The sequence below is a fragment of the Micromonospora sp. NBC_00330 genome, assembly GCF_036136635.1.
GTDB classification, from domain to species: Bacteria; Actinomycetota; Actinomycetes; order Mycobacteriales; family Micromonosporaceae; genus Micromonospora; species Micromonospora salmantinae.
The window spans coordinates 4114770-4136124 of record NZ_CP108012.1; the positions used below are offsets into that span (position 1 = coordinate 4114770).

General features: G+C 71.8%; 18 protein-coding genes. 10 read left to right on the forward strand and 8 right to left on the reverse strand.

The window, feature by feature from the left end; genetic code table 11:
* Nucleotides 1-7: 7 nt before the first annotated feature.
* Together OG598_RS18470 and OG598_RS18475 are read right to left on the reverse strand one after the other, a co-directional pair.
* Nucleotides 8-1084: a GNAT family N-acetyltransferase gene (locus OG598_RS18470; RefSeq protein WP_328650334.1), complete on the reverse strand. Its 1077-nt coding sequence runs from the start codon at nt 1082-1084 to the stop codon at nt 8-10.
* Between the two features lie 89 nt (nt 1085-1173).
* Complete coding sequence (locus tag OG598_RS18475) at nt 1174-1875, reverse strand: amino acid-binding protein (RefSeq protein WP_328650335.1); 702 nt, start codon at nt 1873-1875, stop codon at nt 1174-1176.
* 150 nt (nt 1876-2025) lie between these two features.
* Here OG598_RS18475 and OG598_RS18480 point away from each other — a divergent pair, with 150 nt between their 5' ends.
* Nucleotides 2026-3105 (forward strand): phosphotransferase family protein, encoded by a 1080-nt coding sequence (locus tag OG598_RS18480; protein WP_328650336.1) that lies wholly within the window; start codon nt 2026-2028, stop codon nt 3103-3105.
* Nucleotides 3105-4319, forward strand: a complete 1215-nt coding sequence (locus OG598_RS18485) for an acyl-CoA dehydrogenase family protein (RefSeq protein WP_328650337.1) — start codon at nt 3105-3107, stop codon at nt 4317-4319. Before OG598_RS18480 ends, OG598_RS18485 begins: the two co-directional genes overlap by 1 nt.
* A gap of 231 nt (nt 4320-4550) precedes the next feature.
* On the opposite strand, the gene OG598_RS18490 is transcribed toward OG598_RS18485, so the two are convergent.
* The 6 genes from OG598_RS18490 to OG598_RS18515 form a co-directional block, all read right to left on the reverse strand.
* The gene (locus tag OG598_RS18490) at nt 4551-5597 is read right to left on the reverse strand and encodes a LacI family DNA-binding transcriptional regulator (protein WP_328650338.1); all 1047 of its coding nucleotides are present in this window, start codon (nt 5595-5597) and stop codon (nt 4551-4553) included.
* 82 nt (nt 5598-5679) lie between these two features.
* Nucleotides 5680-7101 carry a GH1 family beta-glucosidase gene (locus tag OG598_RS18495; RefSeq protein WP_328650339.1) on the reverse strand — a complete coding sequence of 474 codons (1422 nt, stop codon included), beginning with the start codon at nt 7099-7101 and terminating at the stop codon, nt 5680-5682.
* Nucleotides 7098-7940: a carbohydrate ABC transporter permease gene (locus OG598_RS18500; protein WP_328650340.1), complete on the reverse strand. Its 843-nt coding sequence runs from the start codon at nt 7938-7940 to the stop codon at nt 7098-7100. Before OG598_RS18500 ends, OG598_RS18495 begins: the two co-directional genes overlap by 4 nt.
* 10 nt (nt 7941-7950) lie before the next feature.
* Nucleotides 7951-8922: a carbohydrate ABC transporter permease gene (locus tag OG598_RS18505; RefSeq protein ID WP_328650341.1), complete on the reverse strand. Its 972-nt coding sequence runs from the start codon at nt 8920-8922 to the stop codon at nt 7951-7953.
* A 109-nt stretch (nt 8923-9031) separates the two neighbouring features.
* Nucleotides 9032-10321: an ABC transporter substrate-binding protein gene (locus OG598_RS18510; protein WP_328650342.1), complete on the reverse strand. Its 1290-nt coding sequence runs from the start codon at nt 10319-10321 to the stop codon at nt 9032-9034.
* A 341-nt stretch (nt 10322-10662) separates the two neighbouring features.
* Nucleotides 10663-11226 carry a plasmid pRiA4b ORF-3 family protein gene (locus OG598_RS18515; protein ID WP_328650343.1) on the reverse strand — a complete coding sequence of 188 codons (564 nt, stop codon included), beginning with the start codon at nt 11224-11226 and terminating at the stop codon, nt 10663-10665.
* Nucleotides 11227-11376: 150 nt separating this feature from the next.
* Here OG598_RS18515 and OG598_RS18520 point away from each other — a divergent pair, with 150 nt between their 5' ends.
* The 8 genes from OG598_RS18520 to OG598_RS18555 all read left to right on the forward strand — a co-directional run bounded on the left by OG598_RS18520 (nt 11377) and on the right by OG598_RS18555 (nt 21214).
* Entirely contained in the window at nt 11377-12123 is a 747-nt protein-coding gene (locus tag OG598_RS18520) for a pyrimidine reductase family protein (RefSeq protein ID WP_328650344.1), read from the forward strand.
* 148 nt (nt 12124-12271) lie between these two features.
* Entirely contained in the window at nt 12272-14023 is a 1752-nt protein-coding gene (locus tag OG598_RS18525) for an ATP-binding protein (protein WP_112584990.1), read from the forward strand.
* Nucleotides 14024-14097: 74 nt separating this feature from the next.
* Nucleotides 14098-15246 (forward strand): exonuclease SbcCD subunit D, encoded by a 1149-nt coding sequence (locus OG598_RS18530; RefSeq protein ID WP_328650345.1) that lies wholly within the window; start codon nt 14098-14100, stop codon nt 15244-15246.
* Nucleotides 15246-17720, forward strand: coding sequence for an SMC family ATPase (locus OG598_RS18535; RefSeq protein ID WP_328650346.1), 2475 nt, complete (start codon nt 15246-15248; stop codon nt 17718-17720). Before OG598_RS18530 ends, OG598_RS18535 begins: the two co-directional genes overlap by 1 nt.
* A 55-nt stretch (nt 17721-17775) precedes the next feature.
* A complete protein-coding gene (locus tag OG598_RS18540) occupies nt 17776-18741 on the forward strand; it encodes a hypothetical protein (RefSeq protein WP_328650347.1) in 966 nt (321 codons plus the stop codon).
* Nucleotides 18742-18759: 18 nt separating this feature from the next.
* Nucleotides 18760-19617 carry a spermidine synthase gene (locus OG598_RS18545; RefSeq protein WP_328650348.1) on the forward strand — a complete coding sequence of 286 codons (858 nt, stop codon included), beginning with the start codon at nt 18760-18762 and terminating at the stop codon, nt 19615-19617.
* Nucleotides 19618-19742: 125 nt separating this feature from the next.
* Nucleotides 19743-20435, forward strand: a complete 693-nt coding sequence (locus tag OG598_RS18550) for a sigma-70 family RNA polymerase sigma factor (protein WP_091400696.1) — start codon at nt 19743-19745, stop codon at nt 20433-20435.
* Nucleotides 20432-21214 carry an anti-sigma factor family protein gene (locus tag OG598_RS18555; protein ID WP_328650349.1) on the forward strand — a complete coding sequence of 261 codons (783 nt, stop codon included), beginning with the start codon at nt 20432-20434 and terminating at the stop codon, nt 21212-21214. Before OG598_RS18550 ends, OG598_RS18555 begins: the two co-directional genes overlap by 4 nt.
* Nucleotides 21215-21355 lie beyond the last annotated feature (141 nt).

A 21355-nucleotide genomic window follows, 5' to 3' on the forward strand; every position in this document is an offset into this window, starting at 1 on the left:
TCGGGCCCTAGACGCCCGGTGTGGAGAACGCGCCCTTCCGGTCCGCCCTGGCGACGACAGCGAGCGGGACGGTGAGGGTGAGCAGCCCGCCGTCGCGCTCCACCACAGCGGGCCGGCCCAGCCGGTGCAGCGTACGCAGCATCGGGTCGTTTGTGGCCTGCACGTGCAGCACCAGCGCCGCGTAACCGGACCGGTCGGCGTGCTGGACCACCCGGCGCAGCAACGCCGAGCCGAGCCCACGCCGCTGCCAGTCGTCCCGCACCAGCAGCGCCACCTCGGCCTCGTCGCCCTCGCCGAGCAGGTTCGCCATGGCGACCACCGACTCGGCAGTGCCGTCGGAGCCGGTGGTGCTGGCGATCAGCGTCAGCCCCCGGCTCGGCTCCAGCAGTCGACGCAGGCGGGCCGGCTGCGGCAGCGCCACCCCGCCCAGGTAACGCCGCTGCCGACTGCGCGGTGAGCAGGCCTCGTGCAGCTCCACCACGCCGGACAGATCGTGAGCGCCGGCCGGCCGGACGGCCACCTCCGCGCCGTCGGGCAGCACCACTGTGACCTGTTCGGCGGCCCGGCGCGCCACGGTCGCGGCCAGCTCGACAAGGGCCTGCGCCCGCGCGTACTCCGCCGGTGTGAAGTCGGGCGCGGCCCGGCGCAGCGCGAACGAACCGCCCGCCGGATCGGCCAACAGCATGGCCGCCCCGGAGATCCCCCGTTCGCCGCCGACCGACGCTGGTCGCCAACTGACGACGTCGGCGGCGAGCAGGGTCCGCAACGCCTCGCCCGTCGCGTCCGGGTCACGCACCAACCGGGTGGCCAGCCCGAGCACCCGGGTGGGCTGGTCGGCCAGACCACGCGCCTCGCTGCGCGCCACCCAGCAGTCCCGGCCCCGACCACGCTCGACGGCGGCGATCAGCTCGGCCTCGTCGAGCGCGTCCGGCGCGTCGACCAGGAAATCGTCCACCGCGCCCTGCTCGGTGGGCTGCACCTGCACGGTGAGGATGTTGACCCCACGCAGCGCGAGGCTCGCCGTGAGCACCGACAGGTAACCCGGTCGGTCGTCCACTGTCGCTCGGATCCGCCACAACGTCATGGTTGGCTCCCTTCCCCGGTAAGAGCCTCACCCCCGCCTGTTGCCGCCCGGTTGCCCGGCGGTGTCGGCCCGGGAACTCCTCGGGCCGCTCAGGGGCCGGCGACCACCGGCGGCGCGCCGACGAGATCGAGTCGGTCACCGAGGATCACCGCGCAGGCACGGACGAGCTGGGTGAGCCGATCCACCTCGGTGCTGTGGAACGCCGCGGCGGAGAGGGTCTCGCTGCGCTCACGGGCCACCACCAGCACCAGGCCCGCCCGGCCGAACGGCGCGATCGCGTGGTGAGTGCCGTCGGGCGTGGTCATCGACCGGCCGCGCAGCGGGGTCACCTCCGGCAACCGCGGGGGTACGGGAGCACGCCAGCTCGCGTGCCCCACTGTCGCCCCGCCGCCCCCGCTCCGTGAGGCCCAGTCGACCGGCACCACGGCGGCCACGGCCCAGTCGGCGGCCAGCAGCCCCGGCACCGCGTCGACCATGGTGGCCAACCCGTCGGCCGGGTTGGCCGCGACCTGGGCCAACAGCTCCGCGTCCTGGCCGGTGGTGGTGGGCGCGCCGATCGCCCGCCACACACCGTCCACCCGCACCCCCGGTATCGCCGCGAGGCCGGCCAGCAGCCGCTCCACTCGCGCCGCGCCCGGCCAGACGACAGTGAAGTCGTCCACCGCGCGCCCGCCGAGCCGTTCGAGGACCACCACCTGGACGATGTCCGCCCCGGAGACGCCCAAGGTGCGGGCAACCTGACCGAGGGTGCCCGGACGGTCCGGCAGGGTGACCCGAACTCGCAGCAACATGTCTGTCCCTCCGCTCGGCGGGCCGGCAAAAGAGCGGCCGGCAGGCTGACCCCAGCCTGGTAGTTGACCATTTCGTCCCTGTTGCAGGGGCATGTCCCGAGCGGAAATTCTGACCTTGACAACGTGAGCGGGCTGCCATCAACTAGTCGGATGAGCGATCCGGCCGTCGACGCGTCACGGCCGGGGGCCGTTCCCGTCTCCCCGGTGGGGCTGGCCCTGGACCGTCTCGCCGACCATCTGGCAACGCACCGACCCGAGCTGGCCGTCGGGCCGATGCGTGCCCAGCTGATCGCGGGCGGCAAGTCCAACCTCACCTACCTGCTGCGCCTCGGCGACCGCGAGGTCGTGCTGCGCCGTCCCCCGCTGGGGCACGTGCTGGCGACCGCGCACGACATGGCGCGCGAGTTCCGGGTCATCTCGGCGCTGGCGCCGACCGATGTGCCGGTCCCGGGCGCGCTGCTGCTCTGCACCGACCCCGAGGTGATCGGCGCGCCGTTCTACCTCATGGAGCGGATGCCCGGCGAGGTGTTCCGCACCCGTGCGCAGACCGACCCGCTGGGCGACGAGCGCCGCCGCGCCCTCGCCATGGCGATGATGGACACGCTCGCCGCACTGCACAGCGTCGACCCGTCCAGCGTCGGGTTGGCTGACTTCGGCCGCCCCGAGGGCTACCTCGCCCGGCAGGTCCGCCGCTGGTCCGGGCAGCTCGACCGCTCCCGCAGCCGGCCGCTGCCCGGCATCGACGAGCTGCGTGACCTGCTCGCGGCGACCGCCCCGGAGGGCGCGAACGCCGGCCGGATCGTGCACGGCGACTACCGGCTGGACAACCTCCTCGCCTCGGCCGACCCGGTCGCCGTGCACGCGGTGCTCGACTGGGAGATGGCCACCCTCGGCGACCCCCTCGCCGACCTGGGGCTGCTGCTGACGTACTGGGACGTGCTCGGTGGCAGCGACACCGCCGCGGGCAACCCCGTCGCCGACGGGCTCGGCCCGCGCGCCGGCTTCCCCACCGGCAGCGAGCTGATCGACAGGTACGCCGGCCGCAGCGATGTCGACGTCGGGCCGCTGCACTGGCACGTGGCGCTGGGCTGTTTCAAGCTCGCGGTCATCTGCGAGGGCATCCACTACCGCCACACGCTCGGGCAGACGCTCGGCGAGGGCTTCGACCGGATCGGCGAGATGGTGGCACCGCTGGTCGCGCACGGGCTGACCGCCGCCAGGGAGCGGTGATGGACTTCTCATACGACAGCCGGACCGAGGAACTGCGCGCCGAGCTGACCCGGTTCCTGACCGAGCACGTCTACCCGGCCGAGGCCGTGCACGCCGAGCAGGTGGCCACCGGGGACCCGTGGTCGCGTACCCCGGTGTTGGCCGAACTGAAGGCGGAGGCCCGCAAGCGCGGCCTGTGGAACCTCTTCCTGCCCGACCCGCGCTACGGCGCCGGCCTGACCAACCTCCAGTACGCCCCCCTGGCCGAGCTGACCGGGCGCAGCCCGCACCTCGCGCCGGAGGCGGTCAACTGCGCGGCACCGGACACCGGCAACATGGAGTTGCTCACCGAGTTCGGGTCGGAGGCGCAGCAGAAACGCTGGCTGATGCCGCTGTTGGAGGGTGAGATCCGCTCGGCGTTCTGCATGACCGAGCCCGACGTGGCGTCCTCCGACGCCACGAACATCGCCACCCGGATCACCCGTGACGGCGACGAGTACGTGATCAACGGACGGAAGTGGTGGTCGTCCGGGGCCATGGACCCGCGCTGCGAGATCTTCATCGTGATGGGCAAGACCGATCCCTCCGCCGACCGGCACCGCCAGCAGAGCATGGTGCTGGTCCCCCGGGACACCCCCGGGGTGACGGTGCGCCGGGGCATGACCGTCTTCGGCTACACCGACGGTTCGCACGGCGGGCACGCCGAGATCGACTTCACCGACGTCCGGGTGCCCGCGGAGAATCTGATCGGCGCCGAGGGCACCGGCTTCGCCATCGCCCAGGCCCGGCTGGGGCCGGGCCGGATCCACCACTGCATGCGATTGATCGGAATGGCTGAGCGGGCATTGGAGCTGCTCTGCCGCCGCGCCAACGAACGGATCGCGTTCGGCCGACCGCTGGCCGAGCAGGGCGTGGTCCGGGAGTGGATCGCCGAGTCCCGGGTCCGGATCGAGCAGGCCCGGCTGCTGGTGCTCAAGACGGCCTGGCTGATGGACACCGTCGGCAACAAGGGCGCGCACACCGAGATCCAGGCCATCAAGATCGGCACGCCGGCGATGGCGGAGTGGGTGATCGACAAGGCCATCCAGGCGTACGGCGGCGCCGGTGTCAGCCAGGACACGCCACTGGCCGCCCTCTGGGCGCAAACCCGCACCCTGCGCCTCGCCGACGGTCCCGACGAGGTGCACCGCAATTCCCTGGCCAAGCGCGAACTCCGCCGCTGGGCGCCCGCCTAGGCGCCCGGCAACAACCCGGCCCACTCACCGACGCGCCCGCACCGGGCGGGCCCCCGCAGCCACCTCGCAAACCCCGCACGCCCGGCCCGCAGGCCCGCACCATCTCGCCGCGCCAACCTCGTTGATCATGAGGTTGGCGCGGCGAGATGCCGGAAATGTCCAGGCCAACTCCATGATCGACCGCGAAGCGCGGGGACGCGCCGCGCGGGGCTCCCGAGGTGGGGCGGAGGGTTAGGCGGAGGCTCGGTGGACCAGTTGGGTGTCCAGGAGGATGTGGGAGGCGGGTAGCTCCTCGCCACGGATCCGGGCCACCAGCAGGCGGGCCATCTGCCGGCCCATCTCCTCCACCGGCTGGAAGACAGTGGTCAGCGGCGGTTCCGCCTGTCGGGCGATGGTCGCGTCGTCGAAGCCGATCACCGCGACGTCCTCGGGGACGCGCCGGCCGGCCTCGCGCAGGGTACGCAGCGCGCCGAACGCCATGAGGTCGGACGCGACGAAGACCGCGTCCAGGTCCGGGCAGACCTCCAACAGCCGGCGCATTCCCGCCGCGCCACTGCCCTCGCTGAAGTCGCCGTACGCGATCAGGTCGGGGTTGACGCTGGCACCGGTGGCCTTGACGGCATCGGTGTAGCCGGCCAAGCGGGCCAGCCCGGCGCCCATGTCCTGCGGACCGGCGATGGTGGCGACGCGTCGGCGGCCCAGTCTCGCCAGGTACTCCACCGCCTGCCGGGCCCCGCCAACGTTGTCCACGTCGACGAACCAGGCCGGTTGGGCGCCGGGTTGCAGCATCCGGGCGGGCCGACCGCCGAGCACGGCCGGCAGGCCGCGCTCCTCCAGCAGCGTCGGCAGCGGGTCGGAGTCGTGCAACGACAGCAGGAGTACGCCGTCGACGTGCTGGTTGGTGAGGTGGTGCTCGACCCGTTCCCGCTCCACCGGCGACTGTGCCATGGCCAGCCAGAGCTGCATCGGCGTCTCCAGCAGCCCGGAGCTGATCCCCCGCACGATGCTGGCGAAGAACGGCTCGGTGAAGACCCGCTCGCCGGATTCGGACACCACCAGCGCGACGGAGTCGGTCCGCTGGGTGACGAGCGCACGTGCGGCCCGGTTCGGCACGTACCCCAGCTCGGCGATGGCCTGCTGGACAGCGGCCCGGGCCTCCGGGCTGACCTGGGGCGAGCCGTTGACCACGCGGGAGACCGTGCCCCGACCGACGCCGGCACGCGCCGCGACCGCGTCGAGGGTCGGGCGCCCGAGCGACCGGGTGCGCTGCGTTGTCATCGTCTGCTCCTCCGACGGCGGGCGGACCCGGCGCCACCTGCGAGAGGTGGACGCCGGGGCCGTCCTGATGGCTGGCCCGAGCCTATTGTGCGGCCAGACCGTTGCGCCGGATCACCGAGGCGTACCACTTGGCGCTGGACTTGGGGGTGCGGACCTGGCTGTCGTAGTCGACGTGGATCATGCCGAACCGCTTGGTGTAACCCCAGGCCCATTCGAAATTATCCATCAGCGACCAGGCAAAGTATCCCCGCAGAGGCACTCCGGCGTCGATCGCCTCGTGGGCGGCGCGCAGGTGGGCGTCGAAGTAGGCCAGCCGATCGACATCGTCGACCTGCCCGTCGACCACCGAGTCGACGAACGCGGAGCCGTTTTCGGTGACGTACAGGGGCAGGTCGGTGTAGCCGTTCACCCGGCGCAGCGTCTCGGTCAGACCCGGGGCGTCAATCTCCCAGCCCATGTCGGTGACCGGAACGCCACGGGTGACGAACCGGACGTCCTCGCTGCCCGGCCAGCACGAGGGGGCCGGGTCGGCCTCCACGCCCTCGACCGGCGCGGCGACCACGTGCCGGCTGTAGTAGTTGACCCCGACCAGGTCCAGCGGCGTGGAGATGGTCGCCAGGTCGCCGTCGCGCACGTGCGCGAAGTCGGTCACCGTGCCGAGGTCGGCCACCAGGTCCTCCGGGTACGACCCGCGCAGCAGCGGATCCAGGAAGAAGCGGTTGGCCAAGCCGTCGATCCGCCGGGCGGCATCCCGGTCGGCGGGACTGTCGCTGGCCGGGTCGACCGGGTAGAGGTTGACGGTCACGCCCACCTCGGCGGCCGGCCGGACGGCCCGCAGTGCCTGCACGGCCAGACCGTGGCCGAGCATCAGGTGGTGTCCGGCACGCACCGCGTCCGCTCCGTCGGTGCGGCCGGGGGCGTGCACGCCGGAGCCGTAGCCGAGGAACGCCGAGCACCACGGCTCGTTCAGCGTGGTCCAGTAACGCACCCGGTCACCGAGCGCGTCGGCCACCAGCGTCGTGTAGTCGGCGAAGCGGGCAGCGGTGTCCCGGGCCGGCCAGCCGCCGGCGTCTTCCAACGGCTGCGGCAGGTCCCAGTGGTAAAGGGTGAGCCACGGCTCGATGCCGTTGGCCAGCAGCTCGTCCACGAGTCGCCGGTAGAAGTCCAGGCCGCCCGGGTTGGCCGCGCCGGTGCCGGTGGGCTGCACCCGGGACCAGGAGACCGAGAAACGGTACGACTTCAGGCCCAGCTCGGCCATCAGAGCGACGTCGTCGCCGAGGCGGTGGTAGTGGTCGCACGCGACGTCCCCGGTGTGCCCGGCGACGACCCGACCCTCGGTGTGGCTGAAGGTGTCCCAGATCGACGGGGCGCGGCCGTCCACGGCCGCCGCCCCCTCGATCTGGTACGCCGCCGTCGCGGCCCCCCAGAGGAATCCGGGTGGAAAGGTCAGCCCGGGGCGCTCGTCGAGGACGTCGACGGCGGGTGGGCTGGCGGGGTTGCTCACGACTTGACGGCACCTTCCATGATCCCGCCGATGATCTGGCGGCCGAACACGAGAAAGACGATTACCAGGGGGATGGTGCCGATCGCCGTGGCGGCGAACACCTGGGAGTAGTCGGTGTAGTAGGCGTACGACAGGAAGGAGAGCGAGACCTGCAGGGTCGGGTTCTCCGGGGTGAGGATGGCGTACGGCCAGATGAACGAGTTCCAGGTCTCCATGAAGGTCAGCAGACCGAGCACGCCGGCGGCGGGACGTAGCGCGGGCAGCACGATGCTCCAGTAGATCCGGAACGTGCTCGCCCCGTCGACGCGGCCGGCCTCGATCAGCTCGTCGGAGATGGCCTGGCTGGCGTACTGCCGCATCATGAACACGCCGAAGGCGCTGACCAGGAACGGCACGGTGACCGCGTAGAGGGTGTCGTACCACCCGAGGTCCTGCATCATGCCCCAGAGCGGGATGAGCCCCATCTGGGTCGGGATCATCATGGTGACGATGATCGCCAGCAGGAAGGCGTTACTGCCCCGGAACTTCAGCTTGGCGAAGGCGAACCCGGCCAGCGAACCGGTGAGCACCACCGACAGGGTGACCACCGAGGAGACGATGATCGAGTTCATCATGCCGGTGAGGAAGTTGGCGGCGTCGTTGTCGAGCACCCGCCCGAAGTTGTCACCGAACGCTCCGCCGGGGGTCAGCGGTGGAGGCACGTCGTTGATGGAGTCCAGGCTGCGACTGCCGATCACCAGCATGTAGTAGAACGGGTAGATCGAGAGCAGCGCCGCCAGGACGAGCGCCAGGTAGGTCAGCGGGCTGGTGCGCCACAGGCGCTGGGAAGCCGAGATCATTGATCTCTCCTCACTTCGCCGAGCGGCGGACGAGTAGGAAGTTGATCAGCGACACCACGACGATGATCATGAAGATGGCCCAGGCGACCGCGGCTCCGTAGCCGGCGGTGTTCAGGTTCTGGATGCCCATCTCGTACATGTACATGGCCAGCGTCTGGAACTCCCGCTGGCTGCCGCCGAGGATGTTGCCGTTGGCGAAGAGCAGCGGCTCGGTGAAGAGCTGCATGCCGCCGATCGTGGACAGGATGACCACGAAGATGAAGGTGGGCTTGAGCATGGGCAGGGTGATCTGCCAGAACTGCCGCCACGGGCTCGCGCCGTCGATCTCCGCGGCCTCGTAGAGGTCCTTCGGGATCGCCTGCATGCCGGCGAGCAGGATCAGGGTGTTGTACCCGGTCCACCGCCAGTTGACCATCGACGAGATGGCGAACCAGGAACTCCACCGCTGCCCGTCCCAGTCGACAGGGTCGACACCGACGAAACTGAGCAGCCAGTTGAACAGGCCGAACTCCCGCTGGAACAACATCCCGAAGACGATCGCGACCGCGGCCACCGACACCACGTTCGGCATGAAGATGGCCATCCGGAAGAAGGTCTTGGCGCGCAGGAAGGTCCGGTTGAGCAGGTTCGCCAGGAAGAGGGCGAGCAACAGCTGCGGGATGGTCGACAGGGCGAAGATGCCGAACGTGTTGACCAGCGCGTTCCAGAAGTACTCGTCCGAGAACAGCCGGGTGTAGTTGTCGAAGCCGATGAACGAGTGCTCGCCGATCATGTCCCAGTCGTGCAGCGACATCCAGGCGGTACGCACCATCGGATACAGCCCGAACGCGCCGAAGATCAGGAAGAACGGTGCGATGTAGAGGTACGGCGAGTACTTGACGTCGAGGCGGTTGAGTAACCTTCCCCGGCGCTGCCGGGAAGGGAGGTCGGGAGAAGGCGGTGCTGCTGGCGACGGCGGTGCCGTCGTAGCCGACAGGCTCATGCGAATTTCCTTTTCCGGCGAGGCCCGGGGGCCCTCGCGCAGGGCGCTACGCGGAGGGGACCGGCCGGTGGCGTCCGGGAAGCCCCGAACGCCACCGGCAGGGAATCACTCAGAAGGCACCCTGAGTCTTGGCATCCTTCGTGAACTGCTCCCAGGCCTTCGCCTTGTCGGCCTGCCCGCTCTCGAACGCCCGCAGGGCCGGCTCGAGCGCGTTCTCCTTGACCGCCTGGTGCTTCGGGCCCAGGTAGGTCGGCTGGATCTTGGCGACGCTCTCCCCGAAGATCTTGCCGGTCGGCGCGTTGCTGAAGTACTCGTTGGTGTAGCTGGTGAACGCGTCGTTCTTCAGCGCCTCCAGGTTGGTGGGCAGCGGGCCCTTGAGCTTGAAGGCCTCGACCTGGCTCTTCGCGTTGGTCAGGTACTCGGCGAGCTTCGCCGCCTCCTTCGGGTACTTGCTCTGCGCCGGAACCGCGAGCCACGAGCCGCCCCAGTTACCGCCGCCGCCCGGCACGGACGCGACATCCCACTTGCCCTTGTTGGCCGGACCGGAGTTGTCCGACACGATGCCGAGCATCCAGGACGGGCAGAAGGTCGCCGCGAAGGTGCCCTGCTTGAAGCCACCCGACCACTCCGGCGACCAGGTCTGCGCCTTGGCGGAGATGTCAGCCATCGACGTGGCGGTGTCCCAGGCGTTCTTCACCGCGGGGCTGGTGTCCGCGATGATGTTGTCTTCCTTGTCGTAGAACAGGTCACCGTTGCCCTGGAACATCACGCCGTTGGAGACGGCGGTGATCGAGTCGATGAACGCCTTGCCGCCGCTGCCCTGCTTGTACTTCAGACCGGCGTCGTGGAAGCCCTTCCAGTCCGGCCAGAGCGCCGACACCTGGTCGCGCTCGGTGGGCAGACCGGCAGCCTGGAACAGGTCCTTGCGGTAGCAGACGGCGAGGCTGCCGACGTCGGTCGGGAGGCCGATCAGCCGACCGTCCTGCGCCTTGCCCAGCTCCCACTTCCAGGGCAGGTACTCCTTGGAGTGGTCCGAGGTCAGCGGCGCGAGGTCGGCCCAGTTGCGCGCGTTGGGCTTGAACTCGTTGAGGATGCCCTCTTCCAGGGCGGTGACGTCCGCCGCGCCCTTGCCGGTGGCCAGGTAGCGGACCAGCTTCGGCCGGTACTCGGCGAGCTGCGCGGTCTTGCGCAGCTCGACCTTGATGCCGGTGTCCTTCTCGTACTGCTTGACGAGCTCGTCGTAGCCCATCTCGCCGAAGGTGTCGACGACCAACTTGGCAGGCTTCTCGCCCGCTGCCGGCTTGTCGTCGTCGTTGCCGCAGGCTGCGAGACCGCTGACCGCGGTGATCGCGGCCAGGGCAGCGGCCGCCAGGCGGGTACGCCGCGTGGTGACACTCATTCGCTGACCCCTCTTTCCGGTGGTGAGGCTGATGTGTGTGGTGGGGGGTGCTCATCGCGCCGGGCCGGGGTCCGTGAGTGACACACACCACCTCCGGGAGCGCTCCCATGAGATTGCCGGCGGGTAACGGGAGTGTCAATAGGACGTTGGGAGCGTTCCCAGATCGTTACCGCTGATCACTCCCACCGCACCGACCCCAACCGCACCCCCCGCCCCACCTCGGTGATCAAGAGGTTTCGGTCAGGAAACGGCGCCCTGCCGACGCAAACCTCTTGATCAACACGGCAGGCCGGCGGGGCCGGCGGGCCCGGGGCGGGGTGGGGGTGGTGGGTGGGGGTGGGTCAGCAGAAGTGGCGGAGGAGCGTGGTTGCGTGGGTGGGGTCGAAACGGGACGGGTCGAAGGTCGGACCCGCCCAGTCGCGCAGCATCGCGTGGCGGGAACTGACGAGGTCGGCCGCGGCGCTCTCGTCGTCCAGGGCCTCCAGGAGCGCCTGGTAGCCCAACGGCCCGCCGACACCCTCCGGCGGGCAGGCCCGCTCGCCGGCCAGGCAGACCGGGTACCGCTCGTCGGGGTCGGCGGTCAACGCGTCCTCCACGACCAGGTCGTGCTCCCACCAGTCCCCGAAGTCGTACGTGTAGGAGAACCGGCTGCCCTTGCCGAGCACCGCGTCGAGCCGCACGTCCAGCTCGTCGTGCAACGCCAACTCCCCGTCCGGGTCCGGCTCGCCGTACTGCACCGCGTCGATCTCGAACGAATGCAGGTGGCAGTCCCGCCAACCCATCGCGTGCTGCACCACCCGGTGCAGCCGGTCCAGCGTGTAGCCGGCCGGCACGAGCACCCGGCGCCACACCGACGGGCGGGTGCCGCCGAGGGACATCTTCAGCTGGAAGATCTGACGCGACATGCTGTCCTGTCCTCCCGCGGCTTAGGCTGCGAGCATGATCTGCCGAGCGTGCCGGGCCCGGCGACACGACGACTGCCCGGGCCGGAACTGGTGCGACTGCCAGCACCGTACCGCCGAACCCACCCCTCCGGTCACCGGTCCGGCCGGCGAATGACCGTCGGAATTCCGATCCGACGGCTCTGGCCCGAGCCGTCGACGCAGCCGCTCGACGACGCCGCGCTGACCGCCCTCTACGGCCGCGCCGACGAGCCCCGACTGCGGGTGAACTTCGTGGCCAGCCTGGACGGCGCGGTCACCGTGGACGGCTACTCCGCCGGGCTCTCCGGCGAGCCGGACAAGCGGGTGTTCGGCCTGCTGCGGATGGTCTGCGACGCACTGGTAGTGGCCGCCGGGACACTCCGCCACGAGGGGTACCGGGCGGTCCGGCCCAACGAGCGCCGCCGCGCCTGGCGCCGTGCCAACGGGCTGGCCGAGTACCCGACGCTGGTGGTCGTCTCCGGTTCGCTCGACCTGGATCCGGCACAGGCCGCCTTCGCCGACGCGCCGACCCGCCCGCTGGTGCTCACCCACGCCGACGCCGACCCGCCGGCCGGGCTGACCGACGTCGCCGACGTGCTGCGCTGCGGCGCCGAGCAGGTCGACCTGGCCGCCGGTCTCGCCGAGCTGCACCGCCGCGGGCTCACCCAACTGCTCTGCGAGGGCGGCCCGCACCTGTTCGGCGCGCTCACCGCCGCCGACCTGGTGGACGAGCTGTGCCTCACCGTCTCGCCGCTGCTGGCCGGGCCCGGCCCCGGCCGAATCACCGCCGGCGACGCCGCACCGCCCCGGCACCTGCCACTGCGCCACGTGCTCGCCGCCGAGGACGGCGTCCTCCTGCTCCGCCACGCCCGCCGGTGACCCGCCGTCGCCCGGTCGCACACCCACCGTCGTGAGTGTGACGGCGCATGGTGTCGTCCGCCGCGTCGCGTGGCGACCTGTCGTACTCCTCGGGCAGGATGCAGGGCATGCGCGCCGACCGTGATGCCCGACCGACCCGAGTCGCCCGATGACCGACGCCGACCTCGACAGCCCGGGCGAGGCTGTCGGGCGGGTGCTGGGCACCGCCGACGCCACCCCGTTGCAGTTCTGGACGGCCGTGGCGCCCGGCAGTTACCTCCAGCTCGACGACGTCGTGGTCACGCGACGGGAGCTGCCGGACCGGGAGCCGGTGACGATCGCCGGGGTTGTCACCCAGGTCCGTGCTCGGCACGAGGGCGCCCAGTTCGACTCCGACGTGTTCGCCATCGCCGACGGCACGCTGCCCGCGCAGGTGCAGGAGGCGGCCGAGGTCACCACCACCCGGGTCGATCCCGAGCTGTACGTGCCGCCGACCCCGGGCGCTGTGGTGTTCCGGGCCGAGGGCGATGCCCGGGCCCGCGCGCTGCACTTCGACCGGATGGAGCGGCGCATCCCGATGGGGATGGGTCGGGACGGGGTCCCGGTCTACCTCAACGCCGACTTCCTCGACGGCAGCAGGGGCGCGCACGTCTCCATCTCCGGCATCTCCGGGGTGGCCACCAAGACCAGCTTCGCCACCTTCCTGCTCTACTCGGTCTTCCGTTCCGGTGTGCTGGGCGGTGACGCGGTCAACGCCAAGGCGCTGATCTTCAACGTCAAGGGTGAGGACCTGCTCTTCCTGGACCACCCCAACACCCGCCTCGACGATCCCACCCGCGCGGCGTACGCGAAGCTCGGGTTGAGCGCCGGCGCCTTCCCCGACGTGCGGGTGTACGCGCCACCCCGGGTCGGCGACTCGGCCGGCACGCCGGATGTGAGCAGCCGGCTCACCGGTGTCGACGCCTTCTACTGGACGCTGAGCGAGTTCTGCACCGACCGCCTGCTGCCGTACGTCTTCGCCGACGCCGACGACGAGCGCCAGCAGTACACGATGGTGGTTCACTCGGTGGCCGCGCACCTGGCCCGCTACGCCCAGCCCGCCGACGGCGGGGTGAGCATCGACGGGGTCCGGCTCGGCTCCTACGGCGATCTGGTCGACCACATCGTCGATCAGCTCAACGACGACGAGACCCGCTCCGACTGGGCGGGCAGCGCGGTGGGGCTGGGCACCGTCAACGCGTTCGCCAGGCGGTTGATCGGCAGTAAGAAGGACCTGGCCCGGCTGATCCGTGGCGACCTCGCCACCCGCCGCCCCCACTCGATCAACACGAGCGAGTCGGCCCAGGTCACCGTGGTCGACCTGCACAACCTTCCCGACCGCGCGCAGCGGTTCGTGGTCGGTGTGACGCTCAAGAGCGAGTTCGAGCGCAAGGAGAAGTCCGGCACCGCCAAGCCGCTGCTCTTCGTCGTCCTCGACGAGCTCAACAAGTACGCCCCCCGGGAGGGCTCCTCGCCGATCAAGGAGGTCCTGCTGGACATCGCCGAGCGGGGCCGCTCGCTCGGGGTGATCCTGATCGGCGCCCAGCAGACGGCGAGCGAGGTGGAGCGGCGGATCGTCACCAACTCGGCGATCCGGGTGGTCGGCCGGCTCGACCCGGCCGAGGCGTCCCGCCCGGAGTACGGCTTCCTGCCGCCCGCGCAGCGCCAGCGGGCGTTGCTGGCCAAGCCGGGCACCATGTTCGTCAACCAGCCGGACATCCCGGTGCCGCTCTGCCTGGAGTTCCCGTTCCCGGCCTGGGCCACCCGGGTCTCCGAGGCGGGCCGGGCACCTTCGGAGACGCTGCGCTCGATCACCCAGTCCGCCGACCCGTTCGCCGTGGTGGGCTCCGGCGGCGGCACCGACGACGACATCCCGTTCTAGGGAGGGCCGGCACAGGTGAGCGCGAGGAGTGAGCTTGCGAGCCCCGCAGTCGCGAACGGAAGGCCAGCTCAGCCATGAAGATCCTGCACACGTCCGACTGGCACGTGGGAAAGGTGCTCAAGGGGCAGTCCCGGGCCGACGAGCACAAGGCCGTGCTGGCCGGGGTGATCGAGATCGCCCGTGCCGAGCAGCCGGATCTGGTGATCGTCGCGGGTGACCTCTACGACACCGCCGCGCCCAGCTCGGAGGCGACGCGCCTGGTCACCAGGGCGTTGACGGCGCTGCGGCGGACCGGCGCGGACGTGGTGGCGATCGGCGGCAACCACGACAACGGCCCGGCGCTGGACGCGCTGCGCCCGTGGGCCGATGCCGCCGGCATCACGCTGCGCGGCGGGGTGCGGGAAAACCCGGACGAGCACGTCATCGACGGCACCACCGCCGGTGGCGAGCGGTGGCGACTGGCCGCGTTGCCGTTCCTGTCCCAGCGGTACGCGGTGCGCGCGTTGGAGATGTACGAGCTGACCGCCGCGGAGACCAACCAGACGTACGCCGACCACCTGGGCCGGGTGCTGGGGCGACTCACCGAGGGTTTCACCGAACCGGACCGGGTGCACCTGGTCACCGCGCATCTGACGGTGACCGGCGCGGCCACCGGTGGTGGCGAGCGTGACGCGCACACCGTGTTGGGCTACGCCGTTCCGGCCACCGTCTTCCCGGCCACCGCGCACTACGTGGCGCTGGGTCACCTGCACCGGGCGCAGCGGGTGGCGGGCCCCTGCCCGGTGCGGTACAGCGGCAGTCCGCTCGCTGTGGACTTCGGTGAGCAGGAGAACATCCCCTCGGTGACGATGGTCGAGGTGACGGCCAGCACCGCCGCCCGGGTGCGGGAGGTGCCGGTGACGGCGGCGAGCGCGCTGCGGACGGTGCGGGGCACCCTGGCCCAGCTCGCCGAGATCGAGGCACCGGACGCGTGGCTGCGGGTGTACGTGCGGGAGCAACCCCGCGCCGGCCTGCGCGAGGAGGTCCAGGAGCTGCTCCCCCGGGCCCTGGAGATCCGGATCGACCCGGAGCTGTTGGCCGCGCAGGGCAGCGGCGCGCGCATCGCCCAGCGGTCGGGGCGTTCGCCCCGGGAGTTGTTCGCCGACTACCTGGACAGCCGGGGCCACGCCGACGAGGGTGTCCGGGAGCTCTTCGACGAGCTTTTCGAGGAGGTCGATCACTGATGCGTCCGATGCGGTTGGACATGGCCGGTTTCACGGTCTTCCGGGACGAGACCACAGTCGACTTCACCGACGCCGACTTCTTCGCGCTGATCGGCCCGACCGGTTCGGGCAAGTCGACGGTGCTGGACGCGATCTGCTTCGCCCTCTACGGCATGGTGCCCCGCTGGGGTGGCGCCCGAGGGTTGGCGAACGCGCTCGCGCCGTCGGCGACCGAGGCGCGGGTGCGGTTGGTCTTCGAGTCCGGCGGCGCCCGGTACGTGGCGACCCGGGTGGTCCGCCGGGACGGTCGGGGCAACGTGAAGACCGCGAACGCCGGGTTGCAGCTGATGCCGGCCGGCTTCGACGTGACCAAACTGGACACCGGTCTGAGTCCGGACGACCTCGGCGAGGTGGTGGCCGGCACCCCCGCCGAGATGGAGCAGGCGGTGCTGGAGGCGGTCGGGCTGCCGTACGAGCAGTTCACCAGCTGTGTGGTGCTGCCACAGGGGCAGTTCGCCGACTTCCTGCACGCCAAGCCTGCGACTCGGCAACAGATCCTGGTCAATCTGCTGGGCCTCGGCGTCTACGAGGACGTGCAGAAGAAGGCGACGGCGCGCGCCGCGCAGGCGGAGGCCCGGCTGGAGGCGGTCGACCAGGTGCTCGCCGGGTTGACCGGCGTGGACGACGAGGCGTTGGCCGAGGCCGACGCCCGGGTGGAGCGGATGGCCGAGCTGGGCGCCGCGGTGGCCGAGGCGGTACCGGAGCTGGCGGCGGCCCGGGTCACCGCACGGGAGGCCGCGGCGGCGCTGACCGCGCTGGACGACGAGCTGACGGTGCTGACCGGGGTGCGCGCGCCGGCCGGGGTGACCGCTGTCGCTCGGGCGGTCGCCGCGGCGCGGGCCGACGCCGAGGCGGCGGCGACCGGGGTGTCGCTGGCCGAGGAGCGGGAGGACAAGCTGCGCGGCGAGCTGGCCGCCGCCGGTGACGAGAGCGCGCTGCGACTGCAGCTGCGGGCGTACGACGATCGGGAGCGGCTGGCCGGCGAGGCCGACACGGTCCGGGCGACGGTGCGCGCGGCGAATGACGAGCACGCCGCCGCGGTGGCGGCGTTGGCCGCCGCACGGGTGGTCGCCGAGCGGGCCGACGCCGAGCTGGAGGCGGCCTTCCGGGCGCACGAGGAGGCCAAGGCCACCGACCTGGCGGTGAGCCTGCGGGTGCACCTGCATGCCGGTGCGCCGTGCCCGGTGTGCGAACAGCGGGTGGCCGTGGTGCCGGCGGTGCCGGCCGATTCGGCGGTGGCCGCCGCGACGGCGGCGGGCAAGGCCGCGCGGGCCGCGACCAAGGCCGCCCAGGCGACGGTGCAGGAGCGGGACACTGCGGCGCGGGAGCTGGAGCGGCTGCTGGTGCAGGCGCGAGCCCGGCAGGAGCAGATGGAGGCCCGGCTGGCCGAGCTGGACGGGCAGCTCTCCGGCGCGGCCGAGCCGGCCGTGCTGCGTCGGGAGTTGGCCGAGCACGCCCGGTTGCGGCGCGCGCTGGAGGAGGCGGCGACAGCGGTCCGGGCCGGCCGCGAGACCGCTCGGCAGGCCCGGGCCGGGGTGGACGCCGCCGAGGAGCGGCTGCGGGCGGCGTGGCGGGCCTTTGACACGGCCCGTGACGGGTTGGCCCGGTTCGGCCCGCCGGCGACCGATCGGGACGACGTGGCTGCCGCGTGGGCGGCGCTGACCGAGTGGGCGACGACCGAGGCGGACCGCCGCCGCGCCGAGCGGGCCGGTCGGGCCGCCGCCGTGGCGGAGGCCGAGTCGGTGGCCGACGGGGTGCAGCGGGCCATCGCGGGCATCTTCGCCGCGGCCGACGTGCCGGTCGGGGACGACCCGGTGCACGCGGCGACGGTGGCGGTGGAGCGGGCCGACGCCGACCGGCGGCGGCTGCACGAGCGTCGCGAGCAGGCCGGGACGTTGCGCGAGCAGCGGGCGGGGCACGAGCGTGAGACGCAGGTGGCGCGCGCGCTGGCCGGGCACCTGCGGGCCAACAACTTCGAGCGGTGGTTGCTGGCCGAGGCGTTGGATCTGCTGGTCGACGGCGCGTCGGGGATCCTGCGCGAGTTGTCCTCCGGGCAGTACGAGCTGGTGCACGACAAGGGCGAGTTCGTGGTGGTCGACCACCACGACGCGGGGCTGCGTCGCGGAGTGCGCACCCTCTCCGGCGGTGAGACGTTCCAGGCGTCGCTGGCGCTGGCGTTGGCGCTCTCGGAGCAGTTGGCCGGGATGTCCACCACGGCGGCGAGCCTGGAGTCGATCGTCCTGGACGAGGGTTTCGGCACGCTCGACGCCGCCACCCTGGACACGGTTGCGGCAACTCTGGAGAACCTGGCGGCCCGGGGCGATCGGATGGTCGGCGTGGTCACCCACGTGCCGGCGTTGGCCGAGCGGATCCCGGTGCGCTTCGAGGTGCGCAAGGATGCCCGGTCCGCGCGCGTGGAGCGGACGGGCCGGTGAGCGCGAGGAGTGCGGCGCAGCGGAGCCCCGCAGGCGCGAACGAAGGACCAGCCCGGTGAGCGCGGGCGACCCCGCGTTCTTCGTGGATTCGTGGGATCCGGCGTACGGGGCGTCGTTCGAGGCGTCCGCCGCCGGGCCGGCCGCGCCGAGCAGCGCGCAGGTCGACGCGGACGTGGAGTTGCCCGCCGTGGACTGGCGGGCGATCGGGGTACGCCCCGGGGTGCGGGCACCGGACGTGGTGTTGCTGGTCGACGGGGTTCGCCGCATCGACGCGAGCATCTGGACGGCGGAGACCGACGGCCTGTCGTTCCCCGGGTTGGCCGCCTCGTACGCGGCCGGGGTCGTCCGGTGTGACCTGGGGCGGGGTGCGGCGCAGTTGGCGGGCACCCGGGTCGGTCGGGGCCTGTTCACCGCGAGCCCGTCGGCGCAGGACGTGGTGGCGGGCGCGATCCGTTACCCGGTGCACCGGGTGGGTGGCACCGGCGAGCTGGCGAAGTTGCCGGCCGCCGTGCAGGGCCCGCTCACCGCGTTGGAGGTGGCGGTGTCCGACGCCGCCCGGGTCGACGGTGACCTGTTGGTGGTGGACGGCCCGCTGCGCAGTCGGCGGCAGTTGCCGCGCACCCTGGGCTACATCAAGACGCAGCACAGTCAGTACCTGGATGCCCGGCTGACCGCTGTGGTGACGGGCATGGCGTCGGGTGAGCGATCCCCGGTGTTCCGGCTCGGCACCGCCTGGGGTGGGTGGTCGTGGTATTTGCGGTTGCCGGTGGCGATCGGCGCCCCATGGGCGGGCATCGTCCGGGTGGAGTGCTCCGCCGACCTGCCCGTCGAGGCGGCGATCGAGTTGGCCGACCTGTCGCTGGTGACCCTGCCGCGCTTCGCTTCCACCCCGTACAAGGATCCGCGGGCCCCGCAGAACCTGATCCCGATCGCGGGCCTGGAGCGCCGGTTGCGGGCCCTGCTCGGCGACTCCCGGCTGCTGCACCGTGCGTTGACCGCAGCGGCCCGCGCCGCCCGATGAGCGCGGATACTGGTTCCGGTGGGGCGTAAACGGGCGAACGACCGGGTGGTCGAGCAGGTGGACACCGGGCTGGCGGAGCTCGTCCCGGCTCCGGACCGGGCCGGTTCGTGGACGCTGCTGCTGGACGGCGCGCCGCAGTCGCACGTCGACCTGACCGACCCCACCCACCTCGAGTTCGAGTACGTGCGGCGGTTGGCCGCCGCAGTGGATCTGATCGCACCGGCCGGTGCGCCGCTGCGGGTGCTGCATCTGGGTGGCGGCGCGCTGACCCTGCCCCGGTACGTCTCCGCCACCCGACCCGGTTCCACCCAGCGGGTGTCCGAGGTGGATGGTGCGCTGGTGGAGCTGGTCCGTCGGGCGTTGCCGTGGCCGTCCGACGCCCGGTTGCGGGTCCGGGTGGAGGACGCCCGGGCGGTGCTGGCGTCCACCCGGGAGGCCAGCTACGACGTGGTGGTGGCCGACGTGTTCGCCGGTGCGCGTACGCCGGCCCACCTCACGTCGGTGGAGTACGCGGCCGAGGTGGCCCGGGTGCTTCGCCCCGCCGGTTGGTATCTGGCGAACCTGGCCGACGGTCCGCCGCTGCGGCACGCCCGTGGGCAGGTCGCCACTGTCCGTTCGGTGCTGCCGCATGCCTGTCTGGTCGGGGACGCGGCGGTGCTGCGTGGACGCCGGTACGGCAATCTGGTGCTGGTCGCCGGGCGGTCCACACCGCCGGTGCCGGAGCTGACCAGACGCGCTGCCGGCGACTGGTTCCCCGGCCGGGTGGTGGCCGGCGACGACCTGGACCGCTTCGTCGGTGGCGCGCAGGTGGTGCGGGACGCCGACGCGACCGGCTCCGATCCGCCACCGCCGGGGCTGTTCTCGGTACGCCGCTGACCGTCCACTCGACAGCGGCGGGGAAATTTTTTGGTCGTTTGTTGATCCGCTGGGGCCGGCGCTGCGTACCACCGGGCGGCCCACCTCGTGGGCCGGCGTTGGTCACGGACATCCCGGAGGTCTGCATGCACGCGGTGGCGGCCGGTTGGCATGGCGACGCGGTACGCGCTGACTGGTTGTCGGCGCGACCCTCGTCACGGTCAACCTCGTCTGCCCGAGGGGTCGACGCGCGGGCGACGCCTCGCCAGAATGGTCCGGTGACGCCGCGACCGGCGCCCGGGCGCCATCAGGCGACGACGACCGAGGCCAGCCACTCCGACCAGTTGATCCGTCAGCTCTATGCCGAGCACGCCGGCCCGTTGCTGATGTTCGTCATGCGCCTCACCGGGGGGGACCGGCAGCGCGCCGAGGACATCGTCCAGGAGACGCTGCTGCGGGCCTGGCGCAACGCGCACCGCCTGGGCACCCAGGGGCAGGGTTCGCTGCGGCCGTGGTTGGTCACCGTGGCCCGCCGCATCGCCATCGACGAGCACCGCAGCCAGGAGGCCCGGCCGCCGGAGACGTACGACCGCGACCTCACCGCGTTCGCCGAGGCGGACAGCACCGACCGGGTGTTGCGGACCATGACGGTGGCGGACGCGCTGCGTACGCTCAGTCAGTCGCACCGGGAGATTCTGATCTCGACGTACTTCCGGGGGCGGACGGTGCCGGAGGCCGCCGAGGAGTTGGGCCTGCCGCTCGGCACCGCCAAGTCGAGGGTCTACTACGCGCTGCGCGCGCTGCGCACGGCTCTGCAGGAGCGGGGGGTGACAGAATGAGCCGGCCGGACCACATGGACGTCGCGGCGTACGCGCTCGGTGTGCTCGACGAGCAGGACACTGAGCGGTTCGAGGAGCATCTCGCCACCTGCTGGGCGTGCGCGGCCGAGTTGGAGACGATGGTGCCGGTGGTCGGGCTGCTCTCCGACATCGACGGCGAGACGATGATGGCGCTGGAGCAGACGGCGACCGACCCGGCCCTGCTGGACCGGACGCTCGGCGCGGTCCGGGCCGACCGGCGGCGTACCCGGTTTCGTCACCTGCTCGCGACGGCCGCCGCGGTGGTGGTCTTCGGCGGTCTGAGCGGGTACGGCTTCGTCAGCGTGACCGGCAACGAGCAGCCGCCGGGGGTGCTCGCCGAGTCGACGCCGAGCGCGCCCAACGATCCGCCGACGAGCGTGCCGACGGCCGCGCCGAGCGGCCCGGGTGTGGGCGGCACCGAGGTGGAGGGCGACCAGGTCGAGGCGACCGACCCGACCACCGGTGTGCAGACCACCATGTTCCTGGTGACCAAGGACTACGGCACCCGGATCAATTTCAGCCTGCGAAAGCTGCCCGGCCCACGCATCTGCCGACTGGTGGTGGTACGCAAGAACGCCACCACCGAGGTCATCTCGACCTGGTCGGTGCCGGAGGGCGGCTATGGCACCAACACCCGGCCGCAGGGTCTCGAACTGAGTGCCTCGACGTCGGCTCTGCCGAAGGACATCAAGCAGCTCCAGGTGCAGTCGGTGGATGCCAACGGCGTGGCGAGTCCGCTGGTCACCGTACCCATGTAAGCGCGCCTACCGCGTCGGCGCCGGTCATTGTCACAATGACCGGCGCCGATCTGTCGTTGGACGAAGGGTCCCTTGCGGGGGCGTACGCACGGCGGCCGGAAACGGTTCAATCAATTTACGTGAAATTGACCACTGTTACTA